Source organism: Paraburkholderia madseniana (assembly GCF_009690905.1).
GTDB classification, from domain to species: Bacteria; Pseudomonadota; Gammaproteobacteria; order Burkholderiales; family Burkholderiaceae; genus Paraburkholderia; species Paraburkholderia madseniana.
Map to the genome: position 1 here is coordinate 56,640 of NZ_VOSW01000048.1, position 17,273 is coordinate 73,912.

The window sequence follows — 17,273 nt, forward strand, 5'->3', positions numbered from 1 at the left end:
ATTCTCCTCCCCGCTGTGGGGATGTTCGTTCGGCGCCGCCGGGTCATTACATTTTTCGGTACATTTTGTTCCATTTTATTATAAACAAAATCCCTCGTCCTGGGCGGCGCTTTCTCTGCATCGACCCCACAGGCCGCGCCATCAACGCACGGTCGCCATCCCGTCGAAAGGTTTCATGCGCCGTTCCATCGCTCGCGCCGCCCATGCCGAGAGCAGCGCAGACAGAATCACGTAGCCGCACACATACCAGGGCTTGCCGCCGTCGAGACGCAGCAGTGCCGTCGCGATGATCGGTGTGAGGCCGCTCGCGAAGATCCCCGAGAATTGATACACGAACGAGATGCCGGTATAGCGCACCTCCGGATCGAACAGTTCGGCAAAGAGCGCGGCTTCCGGACCGTAGACCATCGCGTAGAAGATGCCGAACGGGATCACCACGCCGAGCCAGACGCCCAGCGTATTGCCGGCCTGCGTCTCCATCAGCCAGAACGCCGGCAGCACCGAGGCGCCGCAGATCAGCGAGCCCCAGCGATACACCCGCGCGCGTCCCATCAGGTCCGACATCCTGCCGAAGAAAGGGATGAAGAAGCACATCACCATCGCCGCGATCATCACGCCGGTGAGCGCTTCCGTGCGACTCATCGAAAGACGTTGCGTGAGGTAGCCGATCATGAACACCGCGAAGATGTTGAAGAACACCCCGTCGATCCAGCGTGCGCCCATGCCGAGCAGCACCGAACTGCGGTAGCGCGTAATCATGTCGACGAACGGGATTTTCACGTCGCGGCGGTTGCGCTTGAGCGCGAGAAACTCGGGCGTCTCCATCACCTTGATGCGGATGTAGAGGCCGAGGACCACGAGCAGCAACGAAGCGCCGAACGCGACCCGCCAGCCCCAAGACAGAAACGCCGCTTCCGGCAGCAGGTGGGAAATGCCCGCGACGATGCCCGACGCGAGGCATAAGCCGATCGACAAACCGATCTGCGGCAAGCTCGCGTACAGACCACGCCGGTTCGGCGGCGCATATTCGTAGGCCATCAGCACCGCGCCGCCCCACTCACCCCCGAGCCCGATGCCCTGCAACACGCGCAGGAAGAGCAGCAGAATGGGCGCCCAGATGCCGATCTGATCGAAGGTCGGCACGAAGGCGACGCCCGCCGTCGAAACCCCCATGATGATCAACGTGCAGATCAATGCGGACTTGCGTCCGACCTTGTCGCCGAAGTGACCGAAGATCACGCCGCCGAGCGGCCGCGTCACGAAGCCGACAGCGAACGTGCCGTAGGCCAACATCGTCGAGACGAGCGGATCGTGAGCGGGAAAGTAAAGCTTGTTGAACACAATGCCCGCGACGACGCCGTACAGAAAAAAGTCATACCATTCGACCGTCGCACCAATCACGCTCGCGAATGCAACGCGGCGGATAACCCGCTTATCGATTGCCATAGCGCCTCCTCCAATGGATGGCCGCGTGCCGTCCCGGCAACGCAGCACATTTAAGCCCCTGTCTGTCTCCTCCTGGGGCACGAATTCCGCCGCCTGCACGCTGCTTTTATCGACTTCGGATGCAGCGAGTCAGGTAGCGATCGTTTTACTTCTTGCGGCCACTTCGCTTCGTTGTTGCTGTTTCTGCTTTTGCGTCCGCTGTTGCCTCAGTATTGCGCTTCCATGCTCCGCGATTGCACTTGCCCAGCCGAAAGGTCGCCGGCGCGAGCATCCTCAAGAATCATGCTGGACGCCTTCTCAGCGACCATCACGATCGGTACGTTGGTATTGCCGGAGACCAGCGTCGGCATGATCGAACAATCGACCACCCGCAAACCTTGCGTGCCATACACGCGCAATCGTTCGTCAACCACCGCGCCCGGATCGCTCGCGACGCCCATCTTCGCGGTGCCGGACGGATGAAAAATCGTCTGGCCGTATTCGCGGCAAAAATGCAGCAACTCGTCGTCGCTTTGTGCTTCCCGGCCAGGCCGCACTTCGCGTTTCATCAGCGATGCCATGGGCTCCGTGGCGGCGACGCGGCGCGCGAAACGCACACCCGCAACCGTCGTGCGGCGGTCGAGATCGGTTGCCAGATAATTCGGCTGGATCGACGGGGCGTCGCGCATGTCGCTCGTGCGGATCCGCACACTTCCGCGCGACTCCGGCCGCAACTGGCAGATCGAATAGGTACAGCCGGGAAACGCGTGGACGTCGCCGCCCGCGGTGTCGGCTGAGAGCGTGGAGAAGTGGAACTGGATGTCGGGCGTTTTCGCCTCATCCGGCAACGCGCGGCAGAACATGCCGCCCTGATTGATGCCGACAGCCAGCGGCCCTTCACGAAACAGCGCCCATTGCAGCCCCATCTTCGCGCGGCCCGTCCAGGAGTGCAGCAGGTCGTTTGTGGTGATCGGCCGCGTCACTTCATAGGTCAGACGAACTTGCAGATGGTCCTGCAGGTTCTCGCCGACACCGGCTCGATTGGCGACCACCGGAATACCCAACTCATTGAGCAACTTTGCCGGTCCGACGCCCGACACCTGCAGCAACTGCGGCGACTGCAGCGCGCCTGCGGTTAGCACCACCTCGCGGTGCGCACGCACTTCGTGAACCTTGCCGTGCTGCACATAGCGAACACCCGTAGCACGTGTGCCTTCGAAGAGGATCTTCGACGCTAGCGCGTCGGTCTCGATCTGCAGATTCGGACGGCTGCGCGCGGGTTTGAGGTAAGCGACGGCCGTCGAACAACGCCAGCCACGCCGCGTGGTCAGTTGATAGTAGCCCACGCCTTCCTGATCGCCCTGATTGAAGTCGTCGACCGTTGGGACGCCCAGGCGATTCGATGCCGCGATGAATGCATCCACGAGTTCGTGGCGCTGCTTGATCGTGGAGGCCCACAACGGACCGTCCACGCTACGTGTCGGCGACTCGCCCAGTTCGTTGTGTTCGAGCTGCCGGAAGTAAGGCAGGCACTCTTTCCAGCTCCAGCCGCGATTGCCGAGCGCGGCCCAGTGGTCGTAATCCTCTTTCTGACCGCGAATGTAGATCAGCCCGTTGATGGAACTGCAGCCACCCAGCGTGCGCCCGCGCGGCCAGTAGAGCTTGCGGTCGTGCATGTTCGGATCCGGGTCGGTGTAAAAGCCCCAGTTGTAGACCGGATGGAACATGGTTTTGCCGTAGCCGATCGGGATATGGATCCACAGAAAGCGGTCGGGCGGCCCGGCTTCAAGCAGGCATACCGAGTAGCGGCCATTCTCGGAGAGGCGGTTGGCCAGTACACAGCCGGCCGATCCCGCGCCGACGACCACGTAGTCGAAACTCCGTACCATTGATGTCTCCGTGCTGCTGCCTTTGTTTTAAAACCGGATCATTTCGTCCCAATTTATTGGATGGCAGTTTCGACTTCAAGCAAATCCGGTTACGATTGAATAATCCGGTACGAAAACCGACTTTTTCGTTTCACTATTCAATCTGTCCGCACGCGTTCATCCGGGTTGTCACTGATCCGTTCGGGCTGCATTTATCGTCATCCGCTTCGGGAAGGAAAATGAGAGACACCACGCATCTCCCCTCACCCGCTCACGAGCCTGCCGACGACACCCGCGTCCTGCGCGCGCTCAGCGTGCTGGAACAACTTGCGTCCGCCGGACAACCGTCGTCACTCTCCCAGTTGTCCTCACGTCTGCAGATTCCGAAGGCGACCTTGATGCGCCTGATCGAGTCGCTCGAAGCACGCGGTTATGTCACGCACATGCCGGACTCGCGCGGCGCCGATCGCGCGATTGCGCTCGGGCCGCGCGCCGCGCAACTCGCCCTCACCACGCTCGCAAACAGCACGTTTACGCGTGCGTGCCGTTCGTTGCTGCGCACGCTCGTGGAGTCGCTTGGCGAGACCTGCAATCTCACCGTGCTCGACGGCGATACCGTTCTGTACGTCGAGCGTGTCGAGACGAGTGAACCCTTGCGTCTGCATATGCAACCGGGCACGCGGGTCCCGCTGCATTGCACCGCCAGCGGCAAGCTGTTTCTTTCGCAGATGAGCTCAGCCGAGCGCGGACTTGTCATCCGCCGCTTGCCGCTCAAATCGATGACGTATCGCACCCTGACCGATATCGATCTGCTGGAAGCGGAGCTCGACCGCCTCGCCATGCGCGGCATCGGGGTCGACAACGAGGAATTCGTGCGCGGGATGGTGGCGGTCGCGGTGCCGGTGCGCAACGTCGAGGATGGCCGAGTGCTCGCGGCATTGGCCGTTCACTCGCCCACGGCGCGTTCCAGCCTGGAGGATCTGTTGAAAGCGGTGCCGAAGCTCAAGGAGATCGCCGTGCGCATCGGACCGCTGCTTCAGCCTGCGGCGGCGACGACGGTGGCCGCGCCGAAGTAGAGATCGAGGGGCCGATCAGAATCGCGCGAACGGGAACGCCGTGCAAGTGACGCACGACGACTGGCGAATAACGTGCCGCGGATGGCGCGGCACGCAGGCCACGTTCAAGGTTTCTCGTCGCGCCGGAAATACAACTGGTAGAGCATCCGTTGTCCAATACGACGGAACGGCGCGAACGGATGGCCGGGCAACGGGGACGTGAAGATCGGCAGCGTCTGCTTCGACCCTTTGCCCGCAATCCGTTCGGCGAGGCGTCGCCCCGCCTGCTGAGAATATGACACACCGTTGCCACCGTAGCCCAGTGCGTAAAACACCGACTGCTTCGGATCCGGCTGGCACACGCGCGGCATCATGTCGTGGCTCACATCCACCCAACCCCACCATGAATAGTCGATCTGGACACCGCGCAATGCCGGGAACTTGCGGCCCATCCCTTCGATGAGCAACTCGTAGTGGCGCGGATTCGGCGCATCCGCACCGGTGATCGCGCTACGGCTGCCGATCTGCAGCCGGTTGTCCGGCAGGAAGCGGTAGTAGAAACGCAGCGTGCGCGTATCGGTGAGCACCTGCGTCGTTCGAAAATTGCAGGCGGCGATTTCTTGCTGCGTGAGCGGACGCGTCACCATCGAATTCGACAGGATCGGCATCACCCGGCCCGTCAGCGAAGGATGAAGATCCGGCGCCGTATACGCGCCAGTCGCGATACCCACAGACCGGGCCCGCACGATGCCGCCCGGCGTGCGCAGATGATGAATGCCGTTGATGGTTTCCCAGCCGATCACCGGGCTCGCCGGATGAACGCGCGCGCCTGCTTCGCGTGCGAGCCGCAGATAGCCATACGCAAGCTTCAACGCGTGGATGCCGATACCTTCGGGTTCGTGGAGCGCGCCGGCCGCCTCGCAATCGTTGACGTACTCGCGGCGCAACGTCGCCTGGTCGATGAGCTCGGACGGATAGCCGAAAACGTCTTTCCAGACTTTGGCTTCGGCGGCGAGTTTGTCCATCATGCGCGGCCGGTGCGCAATCAGAAAGTGGCCACCCGGCTGCGGATCGCAATCGATTTCGGCCACCAGCGACTTGAAGTTGTCGAAACCTTCCTGGATCTCGTCGTGCATTTTCAACGCGACGTCTTTACCCCAACGCTCGATCCATTGGGAACGCGACAGGCGTCCCGACGCATTCTGCCCTTGTCCGCCATTGCGGCTGCTGCAGCCCCAACTGGTTTTGTTGGCCTCGAGCACCACGGCCTTGATGCCATGTGCGCGCGCGAGACACAGCGCCGTCGCGAGCCCCGTATATCCTGCGCCGATGATCGCCACGTCCACGTCGATATCTTTCGTGATCGGACCGTCGTCCGGCGGCGGCGTGCCGGCGGTCGCGGCCCAGTAGGTCGGTGCATATTGCTTGCCGTGCCCCGGTCCCGGCGAGACCAGCGGGTCGTATCTCGGGTCATACTGTGTTGCGCTATCCCGTCCTGCGGACAGACCTTCGCCGACCCGTGTGATGACACTTGGCTCCATGAGAAGCTCCTCGTCGGCGTCAAACGTTCTGCTTCGGACGTTCCTTGCGGAACGCGCGCTTGACTGCGATCAGACCATCGCGGAACTCGAAGAGATCGCACCCTTCTGCTTCGATGCGCCAGCCTTCCGCATGCGTCCCCGTGAATACCCATTCGGACACGCCGCGTTCGCCGATTACGTAGTGACGGCCCTTTCCCCAATGCGCATCCGGGAAAGTCTTGAAGACTGTTTCGAACGCCGCGCGCACCGCGTCGCAACCGACGAAGCGCGCGCCATAGACTTCACTTCCGCCGGCGGCGTCGAACACACAGTCTTCGGTCATGAAGCCCATTAGCGCGTTCGCATCGTGACGATTGAACGCGGCGGAAAATGCGGCGAGCGTGTCCGCGGTGACCTTCGATGCGGACGTTTCTGGTGTGGCCATGCATGTCTCCTGCTTGGTGAATTGGGTGAGACTCGTGAGCTTGCCTAAGCGGCGACCTCTTATGGAAAAGTGTAAGTTTGGTGACCACTCGACGGTAGGGCCAGTGCGCTGGTTTCGCCTGGTGCAGCGTGTGTCGGGGAGACGCGGGTTGACTGGCCTGGAACCGGGTTTTCGGATTCGGGCCGTTGGTGGGCTTGGTGGGTTTAGTGCGCTTGACGTGCTTGACGCGATGATCGCGGCAAGCTGGCGCGAGGCTGACGCTAGTTCAGCACTTGTGTGCTTTCGAGGCAGAGCTTCACCGTACACTAGTACCAGCGATAATGAATCGCCTGGTCCACATGAGGGGTCATGAGCGGGCATTGCACCCGCTCCTGCGAATAGGGCAAGGTCGTTCTTACGTGACCAGGGCGACCAGCCCGGAACACAGCAGCAAAGCGCTCACGAGATGTTCGAGCCGGCGGACCGCCAATACCGCCCAACGCGGTCAGCGCGCCTCTCTTTTGCGGTTCACGCGGCTTACCAGGCATCACTGCCCGCATAACGCGTCGCTACGGCCAAAGCGAGACTCCAGACCAGCGCGGCCAGCAACGACAGGCCAAGCGCCAGATAGACCACCACACGAATCCCCGCGTCGAGTGGCTGGATCGCACTCATCAGCGCACCGAAGATCGCGACGCCAAAAGCGGACCCTGTCTGCCGGCTCGCGTTGAGCACACCCGCCCCGACGCCGGCACGCGCCTTGTCTACCGCCGTCATCAACGCGGCGGTCGCCGCCGGCGAAATCACCCCCGCCCCGAAACCGACTGCAGGAAAGCAAAGCGCAATACGCCAATACGGCGCATCGTCCGCGAGCGCGACGAGCCCGGCGAAACCCAGTGCATACAGCAGGAAGCCAGCACAAACGAGCCGGTGCGCGCCATACGTCCGGTTCAACGCGCCGGACACGAAGCTGCCGATGGTCACCATCACGGTCAACGGCAGGAATGCGAGGCCGGTTCGCAACGGAGACCATCCGCGTGCAGACTGGAAGTACAAACTCAACAGGAAAAACAAGCCATAGAAAATCAGGCCGGAAATCAGCGAAACGAATGCCGAGGCAGAAAACACTGGACTACGAAAGAAGCCCAACGGCAGCATCGGTTGTTTGCGTTTGGCCTCGACCAGCACGAATGCAACCCAGGCGACAAGCGCAATCGCCGCGCCCGCATGTATCGCGCCCGCCTGCCATCCGAGCTTCGCCCCCTCGATCAGCACGGCTACCGACGCGCCAAGCGCAACGATGGCGAGCAGTTGCCCGGCGACATCCATCGGCCTGTCCGAGCTGGCCGGCCGCACCGAATCGACACGCGTAGTCAGCCACGCGCCGATCAGCGCGATCGGCACGTTCACCAGAAAAATGCTGCGCCAGCCTAGCAGGTGAATCAGCAGACCACCGGCGAGGGGTCCCGCCGCCATCGCGATACCGCCGCATCCGGCCCACACGCCAATCGCGCTGGCGCGCTGCCGTGCGACCGGAAAAGCATGGTTGATCAGGGTCAGCGAACACGGCACCAAAAGTGCAGCACCGACGCCTTGCAATACCCGCGCGACTACCAGAATCTGCAAATCCGGCGCCAATCCGCATAACGCCGATGCGCAAGCGAAGACCAGCAATCCGGCGAGATAGACTGTTTTCGCGCCGATCCGGTCGCCTAGCGCGCCGCCACTCAGCAGCAGGCTGGCAAACGTCAGCGTGTAAGCGTTGACGACCCATTGCAGGCCGGTGATATCCGAGCCCAGACTGGCCGCAACCGGCTCCAGCGCAACGTTTACGATCGACGTATCCAGTATGACAATGACGTAGCTGAGGCTCGTCGCGATCAATACCCGTTTCTGATATTCACGTTCATCGCTCAAGAGTTTCAGCCCCTATTTCCCGGTTCTCCGTTGACTATACGGCGACCCGCACAGAGAATGCTTCGGGCTGTATCGAAGTGTTAGTGCGAACAAGCGAACGGTTTTTCACCTGCCAACAGGCATCAAACGCGCATCAATGAAGGACGCTGCAAACAAATGGGCCAGCACAATATTTCGAGCGTTGCGCACCTGATCGCCGAACCGGTTCGTTCGGTGATGCTGATCACGCTCGCCGACGGCAGCACCATGTCGGCCGGCGCACTTGCAGCAGCGGCGGGCGTGACCGCGCAGACCGCCAGCTCGCACCTCTCCAAGCTGCTCGACGGCGGCTTGCTGAGCGTGGAAAGCAAGGGCCGGCATCGCTATTACCGGCTCGCCGGCGCGCACGTTTCGCACGTGCTTGAAAGCCTCGCGTCGGTTGGCCCGGTCACCCCGGCCTGGCGCAATACGCCGAATCGCTCGGCGCAGGCGCTGCGTTTCGCGCGCTGCTGCTATGACCATCTGGCGGGCCAGATCAGCATCGCCGTGACGCAGAGCATGCTCACGCGTGGCTTCATCGTCGAGGCGAGCGAGCGCCACTACGCGCTCACCACATCCGGCCGCGCGTGGTTGCAGCAACTCGGCATCGATATCGGCGAACTGCCGGTCGGCCAAACGGAACAGGCCCGCCAATGTCTCGATTGGACAGAGCGGCAGTTTCACATCGCGGGGCCGTTAGGCGCCCGGCTAATGGATGCCTTTCTTGCATGGGGCTGGGTGCGCAAGTCCTCCACCACGCGGTCGGTGACCGTCACGGCACTCGGCTGGGATGGACTCAAGACGCACTTCGGCATCGCGCGCGAGACATACGAACCTGATTAAATGCGTCAGGTCACGTAGGCCGCCCAATTGTTAAATCCTCGCCTCGCAGCTTCGTTTTGTAGAAGCCGGCTCACCGAGGGGAGGCAACGTGCACGCACAGAAACATCATCGCGGAGCTCATCGCCCCTCGCATCTGAAAGCGGTCAAGCCGACCGATCCGCCGCATACGGGACAAAGGCCCGAGCCAGAACAGAAATCCGGGCAGAAACCAGGGCCGACGCCAGGGAAGGCGGGCACCCCGCACGAAGACCGCCTCGCGAAGCTCGCAACCTTCACGACCAACCTGCGGATGGTTTCGCTGAACCTGCTGCTTCTGATCAGCGCATGCCTTGGCGGCGCCGTGCTGTGGAAGCTGGTATCCGCACGCGAGACCGTCATTGAAAATATCTACGTGCCCGACGCGTTCGCCAAAATCGGCTACTCCGGTGACGCGTTCCAGTCATTCGTCGCGGACCATCTGATCGCCCTCGAAGAGCGCGCGGCAGACGTGATACCCGCCTCCGCCAAAGAAGAAATCAGGCTCGATTCCGATATGCCGGATTTCTCGGTGCCCGGCACGTCCATTTCCGCGAAGACGATCCTGCAGTACGTGCGCGAGGCGCTGCCGCTTCCGGTTTCAACCATCTCGGGCAGCGTAACCGGCACCCCGGACCACTACGTTCTGCATCTGGCTCTGGTGGAACGCGGCCAGGTTTATCGTTTCGACACACCCGAAGGCGCAATCGCCGATCTGGATAAAAATCTCTCCGATCTCGCCCTCGATGTGCTGAAGAAGCACAGTCCCTATATCTACGCTTCGTACGAGTCGGCCGAAGCTCAGGCGCGCTGCTACGCCGGCAAGGGAGCCTGCAATTTCTCCGAGGCTGAACGGATATTTTCGAGCATCGTCGACGCCGGAGACGAACAACCGAATTACAAATGGGCCCTGCTCGGACTATCGAAGATCGACGAGGCGTACCACGATTACAAAGGAGAAATCAGCGCGGTCAGCCGCCTGTCCGCCGAATACCCGTCGTCCTGGAGCTTTTATAACTGGGGCGTTGCGCTCAGCGAGCTCGGTTGCCACAAGCTGGCGATCGGCGCGTTCGAACGATCCATTGCCTTGCATTCGTCACGGGAGGCTGCATTCAATGCAATTGGCCGCGCCTGGCTGGCACTGGCCAGACAGGCGCCGGACCGTCATTCCACTGAAGCGAAGTCCGACCTGCAAAACGCGCGCGACGATTTCCGTATCGCCGTTTATCTGAAACCAGATTACCAGGAAGCGCACGTCAATCTGGCGGAATCGCTCAAGCTGCTCGACGATGACAACGGCGCGCGCCGCGAATACGTGAGCGCCATCAAGATGGATCCGACACACGCGGGGCTCGCCTATGCCAGGTATGCCGAACTGGCCGGGGATCCGAAAGAGCGGAGTAAGCTCCTCGGCTTTGCGAGCTGGGCCGACAACTTGCACAAGGAATGCAGCGCGAGTAACTCGACCTCGCTGCTCGAGGCGCAAGGTTGCAGCGTCGCCATGCAAGCCGAAAAAGCCCGTGTCGCCGACACAGGAAGTCATGCCGGAATCGAGACCGTTGCAGCGACGGCGCCTCCGGCACCCGACTGCCGCGGCCTCGCGGTCGACGACAGACTCGCGCCCGAAGATGGCTTGCCCGGCTTTCCGGAGATTGCTCCGTGAAACCGGGCTCAACATCCTCGCGCATACAAGCTCTGTATCAATGGCTGACTGTGTCGCGATCCGAACGGCGCTCGACAAAACGCCTCACGTAGTCATCAGCGGGGCGCGTCAGGATCTCGTTGGGCGTACCTTCCTGCACGAGTTTGCCGTCGCGCAGAATCGCGATGCGGTTGCCGATCCGCAGCGCTTCGTCGAGATCGTGCGTGATGAACACGATGGTCTTCTTTAGCGTAGCCTGCAATTGCAGCAACTGGTCCTGCATTTCCGTGCGAATCAGCGGGTCGAGCGCGGAGAATGCTTCGTCCATCAGCACGACGTCCGTATCTGCGGCAAGCGCGCGGGCCAGTCCAACCCGCTGACGCATGCCGCCGGATAACTCGTCCGGATAATGTTCGTCGTAACCGTTCAGACCCACCTTGCCGAGCCAGACACGGGCTTTCTCGTTGGCTTCGGTCTTGCTTTCGCCGCGCACACGCAATGCATACGCCGTATTGTCGAGCACGGTCTGATGCGGCAACAGTCCGAAATTCTGGAACACCATGCTGACCTTATAGCGGCGCAGGTCACGCAGGCCTTGCGCGCCGAGCTTGATGACATCTGAGCCGTCGATCACGATCTCGCCCGAGGTCGGCTCGATCAGCCGGTTGAAATGGCGCACAAGGGTCGACTTTCCGGAACCGGACAGTCCCATGATCACGAAGATTTCGCCCGCGCCGATATTCAGGCTGACGTCGTTCAGGCCAACGTTGCAACCGGTCTGGGCCAGCACATCGGCTTTGCCCTTGCCGCTTCGCAACAGGTCCAGCACGCGCGTATGACTGGCCGGCGGGCCGAAAAGCTTGTACACGTGGTTGACTTCAATCGCTGCCATGTCGCTCTCCTCGCTTTTTCCTGCTGTTCCTGTCATTTGGCCGTGCGGGTTTCGAGCCCGCCTTCAGCCGCCGATGTTTCATCCGTATTCGTGCTGCTCACGCGATAAGGAATGCGCGAAGCCGCCCGGGCCTTTCTACGCTGCGCCAACACCCGTCGCGCGCGGCGGTCCTGCCCATAGCCCTGGCTGATACGGTCGATCACGATGGCGAGGATCACGATGGCAATACCGGCCTGCGTCCCCTTGCCCACGTCGAGCGTCTGAATGCCGGCGAGCACATCTTCGCCGAGGCCGCGCGAACCGATCATCGAGGCGATCACCACCATGGAGAGCGCCATCATCGTCGTCTGGTTGATGCCGGCCATGATGCTGGGTCGCGCGAGCGGCATCTGCACGTTCACCAGCAACTGCCAGCGCGTCGTGCCGAAGGCGCGCGCCGCCTCGACCACCTCGCTATCCACATGGCGGATGCCGAGATCGGTCAGGCGAATCAGCGGTGGCAGCGCATAGATGATCGTGGCGAGGATCGCCGGCACCTTGCCGAGGCCGAACAGCATCAGCACCGGAATCAGATAGACGAAGCTGGGCAGCGTTTGCATGACGTCGAGCGTGGGTAACAGCACGCGCCGCAGCCATGCGCTGCGCGAGGTGAGAATGCCGAGCGGCACGCCCAGCGAGACCGACAGCACGGTCGCCACCAGCATCAACGCGAGGGTCTGCATCAGCTTTTCCCACAGACCGAAGCAACCGATCGCATAGAGCAGCAGCATGAAGAAACCGGCAATGCTCAGGCGCCGCGTCGCATTCCACGTCACCGCGCCGACCGCCAGCAGGATCAGCCATGGCGGTAATGCGCGCAATGCGCCTTCGAGCGGCACGAGCACATAGCGCAGCAGTGCAATGCTGAACTGGTGAAAGCTGTCGCCGTAGCGGGTAACGAACGATTGCACGGCGTCGTTCACCCAGTCGGCAATCGAAAGATGCAGAAAAAACGAATGCATGACCCCTCCTCCACTACAGGTGGACCACAGGACGTACAACACCTGCAGTCCGGCACGAAGCCGCAAGAGCTCGTGCCGTCGAAATCTGCCTGACGTTACAGCCTGTCAGGCGCCAGCAAGTCCGGCCTGCACTTTCGACGCGACGTCGGAAGGCACCCATTGCTTCCACATCTCCGGATGCTCGCGCAGGAATTGTGTGGCCATGGCCGAGCCGTCGAGTTTCTTCGTGCTCATTTCGAGGATCGTGCTGTTAAGGAAGTCCATCGGAAACTTGACCTTGCCGAGCATCGACACGAGTTGCGGGTCGGCGTCGTAGAACGGTGTGGATACGCCTACCGTGACATGCGAGACCATGTACGAGGAAGCGCATTGCGAGGTACTGCTTTCGTCGCGCAACGTCTTCCAGCACGCGTCGTTATAGGCAGGCATCTTCAGTTCGACGAACCTGTACTTCGCCATCAACGCAGCCGGGCCCCAGTAATAGAACACAATCGGCGCGCCGCGTTGGTACGCGGAAGCGATAGCGGCATCGAGCGCGGCACCCGTGCCTGGGTGGAAGTTGGTGTAGCTCGCATCGAGATTCAACACCTTCAGCAAGCGCGTGTTGACCCGTTCGCAATCCCAACCCGTCGGACAGTTGAGAAAGCGGCCCTTGTCCGGTTCCTCGTCGTCGGCGAATACGCTCTTGTACTTGGGCAGGTCGGTCACCGAAACAAGACCTGCGGCGACCGGCTTGATACCGCGTTTGGGATCGCCCTTCACTACGTATTCCGGCACGAACCAGCCTTCCTTCGTGCCGCCCGGCAAGGTATCGCCCACCAGCTTGACGCTGCCCGAGGCCACGGCCTTCGCGGTGATCTCACTGCGCCCGGTCCACTGTTCGGCCCACACCTGCACGTCGTTGTGCGCGAGCGCGGTTTCGGTGGCGGCCGTGCTGCCGGGCACGACATCGGTCTTGCAACCGTAGCCCTTCTCCAGAATCTGCCGCAGCACCTCAGTCGCGAAGGAGCCGCTTTCCCACGTAATGCCGGCGAAATGCACCGTATTGCCTTGCGCGCACCAGCTATCCGCAGCGTGCGCGGTGACGCCGGTCAAAGTCATGGCGGCGGCGCTCAGCACCGCCCGAAGTTGTCTGAATTGCATCGTCGATCACCCTTGGAGCGTTGAATTGCATTGAGCCGGCATGCGCGAGAGGCCGAACCTCTGCCTCACATGCCGGTGAGGACACGCCATGCGCTCAAGCGAGCAGGCGCTTCTCGAACGGATAGTCGGACAGCAGTTCCACGCGGCCGTCGTCGCGCACATACACCTGCTCTTCCAGCTTGACGCCTTCGCCGCCATCTTCATGGCCGATATAGCTTTCGATGCACAGCGTCATGCCGGGCTCGATCACGCCGTCATAGCCCTTGGCGTCGTTGTCCTCGCGATGGACGATGTACGGATACTCGCCGGTCATGCCGACGCCATGCGCGAGCGCGAAATAGCGGCGCGCCTGGTAAGGGCCGGGAATCTTCCAGGCCTTTGCGATGAACTCCTGGAAGGTGGTGCCGGCGCGCACGTTCTCCATGTTCGAATGCACCTGTTCATAAGCGAGCTTATAGACAGTCTTCTGTGCCGCTGTGGCGGGACCGTCGCCGCACAGGAAGGTGCGCGAGAAGTCCGCGTAATAGCCAAAGCGCCCCACGACGTCCGTGTCGAGACCGACAAGTTCGCCTGTCTGGATCTTGCGCGGGCTGCTTTCCTGGAACCACGGATTGGTGCGCGGACCGGAGCTGATCAAACGTGTTTCCACGTAGTCGCCGTCCGTTTCGATAATGTGCTTGTGCAGATGCGACCAGAGTTCGTTTTCGCTGATGCCAGGCACGAGTGCGGCTTCCAGCTTACGCACGCCCTCTTCCGCGGCACGCAACGATGAACGGATCATCTTGATCTCGTTGGGCACTTTGATCGAACGGGCCCGTTCGAGCGGTTCCTGCGCGTCGCTGATCTGATAGCCGCGCGCTTGCAACGCAAAGGCCGCCGCCGACGTCGCGCTTTCGATGGCAATGCGTTTGCCGCCGCCGCTCTGCTTGACCAGCTCGTCGATTTCGTCGGCCCAGCGTTCGGTGACGCGGCCCAGCATGTCGTCGCAGAAGTAATAGGAAATCGCGGTGGCGGGCCGCACTTCGTCGACGGTATCGAGTCCGTCGGCTAGAAAATCACAACCGGCGTATTCGAACAGCACGACCTTGCCTTCAGCCGGTACGAACAGATAGCGCGCGGGATTGCGCATCGAATAGACCTGCATGTTGCGCGAGCCGGTCGCATAGCGCATATGCGTGGGGTCGAACAGGATCGCGGCGGTCAAATCACGCTTTTTCAGTTCACGGCGCACGGCTGCAAGCCGGTCACGCTGGATCTGCGCGATTTCCTCCACGGTCGGTTCGCAATCTTCCGGGCGGTGGGTCGGGCGAATAATCGTCATGGTTTTGAAGGGGACGTGGGATGGTTTTAGAAAAACAGCTTCAATCGACGAGGTTGTCGGCGCGCACGAGCCGTTGCTCGGCTTCCAGATGCATTTCTGACACGCGTCCATACAGTTGGCGCGTGCGTTCGAGCCTGCCGATCACACCGGGCTTCTGCGAGTACGCGAAGATCGCCGTATGCCGGTCGATTCCGCCTTGCACCTTGGTGACGCGGTGCAGCGAAAAACGGCCTTTGAACAGTTGCAGATCGCCGGGCTGCAACGTGATCACGTTGATCGGCGCACGGGTCTCGCCGCGCACCACGCTGCCCACGTCGCCATAGTTCTCGCCCTGGGGCGAACGGATGTTCGGGCAATACTCGAAATCGCCGCCCGCCTCCGGCTGTTGCGTCATCATCGAGACGATGAATTCGTTGGTGTCGTAGTGCCACGGCTGTTCGGTGCCCGGTGGCATGACGTTCTGAACCAGTCCGGCATAGGGGTCCGCGTATTCCCAGACACGCGCTTCACCGAGGCAGGCGGCAACGAAGCGCTTCATCGCGAGAGCCACATAGATGCGATGCACGATCGCATCGGCGGGAATGACATCGCGGGTGACGAAGCCGCTGGTGCGGTCCATGAAGACGCGGCGCGGATCGTCGGCGGGCAGCGACGGATCGTCCGCCGTGAAGTAGGCGTTGACCTTACGAGTCGAAAAGTAGGTCTTGGCCGCCAGCGCCACACCCTCGGCCCGCGCCTGGACGAGCGCCTTGGGACGCAGAAAACCGTGCAGCACCGCGCTGCCGTTGCCCGCCAGGTGGGCGCGGCAGCTTGCGATCAGCTCGCGCATGCGAGGGTGGTCCGGATCGTGCAACGGATAGCGCCCGGTATCGACGATGTCGCTCAAATCGTTGCATTCGGCATCGGCAAGAGGAAGGACTGACACGGCGGGACTCCAGATTAGGGGTTCAGACTGATTTGTGACGCGAATTGTTTTCGACAACAATCACCTCACTGACGCCCCCATGTTTTGATCGCCAAATTTCTTTGGAAAGCGAGTAATTCCGATGGCTTCCATCAGCGGACCCGATTGGTCGAAACTGAGTTCTCTGGACCCCGAACTGGTGCGGGCGTTCGTTGCCGTGGTCGATAGCGGCGGGTTTACCGCGGCGGCCAAATTGCTGCACCGCACACAGTCGACCATCAGTTTGCGGATCCGCACGCTGGAGGACCGGCTGGAAACGCACATGTTTCTGCGTAACAGCCGGCGGTTGGCTTTGTCGCGCGATGGCGAGAATTTTTTGATTCACGCGCGGCGCATTATTCAAGTGCAGAACGAGGCGATTGCTGCGCTGAACCGGAGTAATAGTGATGGGGTGATCCGGTTTGGGTTGCCGGAGGACTATGCGGAGTTATGGCTGCCTGAGTTGCTCAAGAAGTTTTATGCGCTTAGGCCGGGCGCGCGGCCGCATATTCATTGCCGGATGTCGTTGGAGTTGCTGGAACGGTTGCAGGCTGGGGAGTTGGATCTGGCGCTAGTGGTGCGGCATGGGTCGCAGACCAGTGGGCGGCATCTCGGGCGTGAGGAAGTGGTGTGGGCGGCGCATCGGGATTTTGTTTTGGAACCTGGGGTTCCTGTGCCGCTGGCGCTGTTTCCTGAAACTTGCTGTTATCGGCAACGGGGGCTTGAAGCGCTTGCCGCGCTTGAGCGGCAGTATCAGGTTGTTTATACCAGTCAGAGTCCTACTGGGATTAAGGTTGCTGTTAATCATGGGGCGGCTGTCACTATTATCGATCGGTGTACTTTGCCGGATAACTGGCGGGTGCTGGGGGTTCGGGATGGGCTGCCGGTTTTGCCTGCGGCTGACCTTGAGTTGCATCGGGCTTCCGTTAATCGGGATCCTGCGGTGGATGTGCTTGCTGGATTGATTGAGGAGATGGTGGAGGAGAGGCGCAACGTTGTTGTTGGAGTTGCTGCTTAGTTTTTTGCTGTTTTTTTTGCCTTGCGCGGCGCTTGTTTGTCAGTGTTCTTGGGGCTTTGGCCTTTCCTTGAATTGGTAGTGGTCTATTAGTGTTGCCCCTCTGCGGGGCGGCACCTACTTCTCTTTGCCGGCTGTGTATAGACCGGGGACATGGTTGACAGACGTGCGGGGACATCATTGACACTTTATGGTCAGTGATTTTCGCTCCTCAGGTCAAGGGTGAGGATG

The 17,273-nt window shown here is 61.4% G+C and carries 14 protein-coding genes; 4 read left to right on the plus strand and 10 right to left on the minus strand.

Translation table 11 applies throughout. The features are described 5' to 3' along the window. Positions 1 to 141: 141 nt before the first annotated feature. Together FSO04_RS24445 and FSO04_RS24450 are read right to left on the minus strand one after the other, a co-directional pair. The gene (locus tag FSO04_RS24445) at positions 142 to 1,446 is read right to left on the minus strand and encodes an MFS transporter (protein WP_154563290.1); all 1,305 of its coding nucleotides are present in this window, start codon (positions 1,444 to 1,446) and stop codon (positions 142 to 144) included. A gap of 206 nt (positions 1,447 to 1,652) precedes the next feature. Continuing rightward, positions 1,653 to 3,314, minus strand: coding sequence for a GMC family oxidoreductase (locus tag FSO04_RS24450; RefSeq protein ID WP_154563292.1), 1,662 nt, complete (start codon positions 3,312 to 3,314; stop codon positions 1,653 to 1,655). A gap of 218 nt (positions 3,315 to 3,532) precedes the next feature. Here FSO04_RS24450 and FSO04_RS24455 point away from each other — a divergent pair, with 218 nt between their 5' ends. Beyond that, positions 3,533 to 4,369, plus strand: a complete 837-nt coding sequence (locus tag FSO04_RS24455) for an IclR family transcriptional regulator (protein ID WP_154563294.1) — start codon at positions 3,533 to 3,535, stop codon at positions 4,367 to 4,369. Between the two features lie 104 nt (positions 4,370 to 4,473). Here FSO04_RS24455 and FSO04_RS24460 read toward each other — a convergent pair whose 3' ends face one another. From FSO04_RS24460 to FSO04_RS24470, 3 genes are all read right to left on the minus strand, one after another. Then, on the minus strand, positions 4,474 to 5,889 hold the full coding sequence (locus tag FSO04_RS24460; RefSeq protein WP_154563296.1) for an NAD(P)/FAD-dependent oxidoreductase: 1,416 nt from the start codon (positions 5,887 to 5,889) through the stop codon (positions 4,474 to 4,476). 19 nt (positions 5,890 to 5,908) lie between these two features. Further along, complete coding sequence (locus tag FSO04_RS24465) at positions 5,909 to 6,313, minus strand: nuclear transport factor 2 family protein (protein WP_154563298.1); 405 nt, start codon at positions 6,311 to 6,313, stop codon at positions 5,909 to 5,911. Positions 6,314 to 6,829: 516 nt separating this feature from the next. Continuing rightward, on the minus strand, positions 6,830 to 8,209 hold the full coding sequence (locus FSO04_RS24470; protein ID WP_154563300.1) for an MFS transporter: 1,380 nt from the start codon (positions 8,207 to 8,209) through the stop codon (positions 6,830 to 6,832). A gap of 156 nt (positions 8,210 to 8,365) precedes the next feature. On the opposite strand from FSO04_RS24470, the gene FSO04_RS24475 reads away from it, so the two are divergent. Together FSO04_RS24475 and FSO04_RS24480 are read left to right on the plus strand one after the other, a co-directional pair. Then, positions 8,366 to 9,070 carry an ArsR/SmtB family transcription factor gene (locus FSO04_RS24475; protein WP_154563302.1) on the plus strand — a complete coding sequence of 235 codons (705 nt, stop codon included), beginning with the start codon at positions 8,366 to 8,368 and terminating at the stop codon, positions 9,068 to 9,070. Positions 9,071 to 9,158: 88 nt separating this feature from the next. Continuing rightward, the gene (locus FSO04_RS24480) at positions 9,159 to 10,748 is read left to right on the plus strand and encodes a tetratricopeptide repeat protein (RefSeq protein ID WP_154563304.1); all 1,590 of its coding nucleotides are present in this window, start codon (positions 9,159 to 9,161) and stop codon (positions 10,746 to 10,748) included. A gap of 37 nt (positions 10,749 to 10,785) precedes the next feature. On the opposite strand, the gene FSO04_RS24485 is transcribed toward FSO04_RS24480, so the two are convergent. The 5 genes from FSO04_RS24485 to FSO04_RS24505 all read right to left on the minus strand — a co-directional run bounded on the left by FSO04_RS24485 (position 10,786) and on the right by FSO04_RS24505 (position 16,009). After that, positions 10,786 to 11,619 (minus strand): quaternary amine ABC transporter ATP-binding protein, encoded by an 834-nt coding sequence (locus FSO04_RS24485; RefSeq protein ID WP_154563306.1) that lies wholly within the window; start codon positions 11,617 to 11,619, stop codon positions 10,786 to 10,788. Positions 11,620 to 11,651: 32 nt separating this feature from the next. Further along, positions 11,652 to 12,620, minus strand: a complete 969-nt coding sequence (locus FSO04_RS24490) for an ABC transporter permease (protein ID WP_154563308.1) — start codon at positions 12,618 to 12,620, stop codon at positions 11,652 to 11,654. Positions 12,621 to 12,725: 105 nt separating this feature from the next. Further along, complete coding sequence (locus tag FSO04_RS24495) at positions 12,726 to 13,763, minus strand: ABC transporter substrate-binding protein (RefSeq protein ID WP_154563310.1); 1,038 nt, start codon at positions 13,761 to 13,763, stop codon at positions 12,726 to 12,728. A 94-nt stretch (positions 13,764 to 13,857) separates the two neighbouring features. After that, entirely contained in the window at positions 13,858 to 15,084 is a 1,227-nt protein-coding gene (locus tag FSO04_RS24500; protein WP_154563312.1) for a M24 family metallopeptidase, read from the minus strand. A gap of 40 nt (positions 15,085 to 15,124) precedes the next feature. Further along, entirely contained in the window at positions 15,125 to 16,009 is an 885-nt protein-coding gene (locus tag FSO04_RS24505; protein WP_168435815.1) for a HalD/BesD family halogenase, read from the minus strand. 121 nt (positions 16,010 to 16,130) lie between these two features. On the opposite strand from FSO04_RS24505, the gene FSO04_RS24510 reads away from it, so the two are divergent. After that, entirely contained in the window at positions 16,131 to 17,045 is a 915-nt protein-coding gene (locus FSO04_RS24510; protein WP_154563314.1) for a LysR substrate-binding domain-containing protein, read from the plus strand. Positions 17,046 to 17,273: the final 228 nt, after the last annotated feature.

Bases quoted from the DNA above. Each gene is read 5' to 3' on its own strand.
- FSO04_RS24485 (WP_154563306.1), bottom strand. From the start codon at position 11,619: ATGGCAGCGATTGAAGTCAACCACGTGTACAAGCTTTTCGGCCCGCCG.
- FSO04_RS24445 (WP_154563290.1), bottom strand. From the start codon at position 1,446: ATGGCAATCGATAAGCGGGTTATCCGCCGCGTTGCATTCGCGAGCGTG.
- FSO04_RS24490 (WP_154563308.1), bottom strand. From the start codon at position 12,620: ATGCATTCGTTTTTTCTGCATCTTTCGATTGCCGACTGGGTGAACGAC.
- FSO04_RS24500 (WP_154563312.1), bottom strand. From the start codon at position 15,084: ATGACGATTATTCGCCCGACCCACCGCCCGGAAGATTGCGAACCGACC.
- FSO04_RS24455 (WP_154563294.1), top strand. From the start codon at position 3,533: ATGAGAGACACCACGCATCTCCCCTCACCCGCTCACGAGCCTGCCGAC.
- FSO04_RS24450 (WP_154563292.1), bottom strand. From the start codon at position 3,314: ATGGTACGGAGTTTCGACTACGTGGTCGTCGGCGCGGGATCGGCCGGC.
- FSO04_RS24495 (WP_154563310.1), bottom strand. From the start codon at position 13,763: ATGCAATTCAGACAACTTCGGGCGGTGCTGAGCGCCGCCGCCATGACT.
- FSO04_RS24460 (WP_154563296.1), bottom strand. From the start codon at position 5,889: ATGGAGCCAAGTGTCATCACACGGGTCGGCGAAGGTCTGTCCGCAGGA.
- FSO04_RS24510 (WP_154563314.1), top strand. From the start codon at position 16,131: ATGGCTTCCATCAGCGGACCCGATTGGTCGAAACTGAGTTCTCTGGAC.
- FSO04_RS24475 (WP_154563302.1), top strand. From the start codon at position 8,366: ATGGGCCAGCACAATATTTCGAGCGTTGCGCACCTGATCGCCGAACCG.
- FSO04_RS24465 (WP_154563298.1), bottom strand. From the start codon at position 6,313: ATGGCCACACCAGAAACGTCCGCATCGAAGGTCACCGCGGACACGCTC.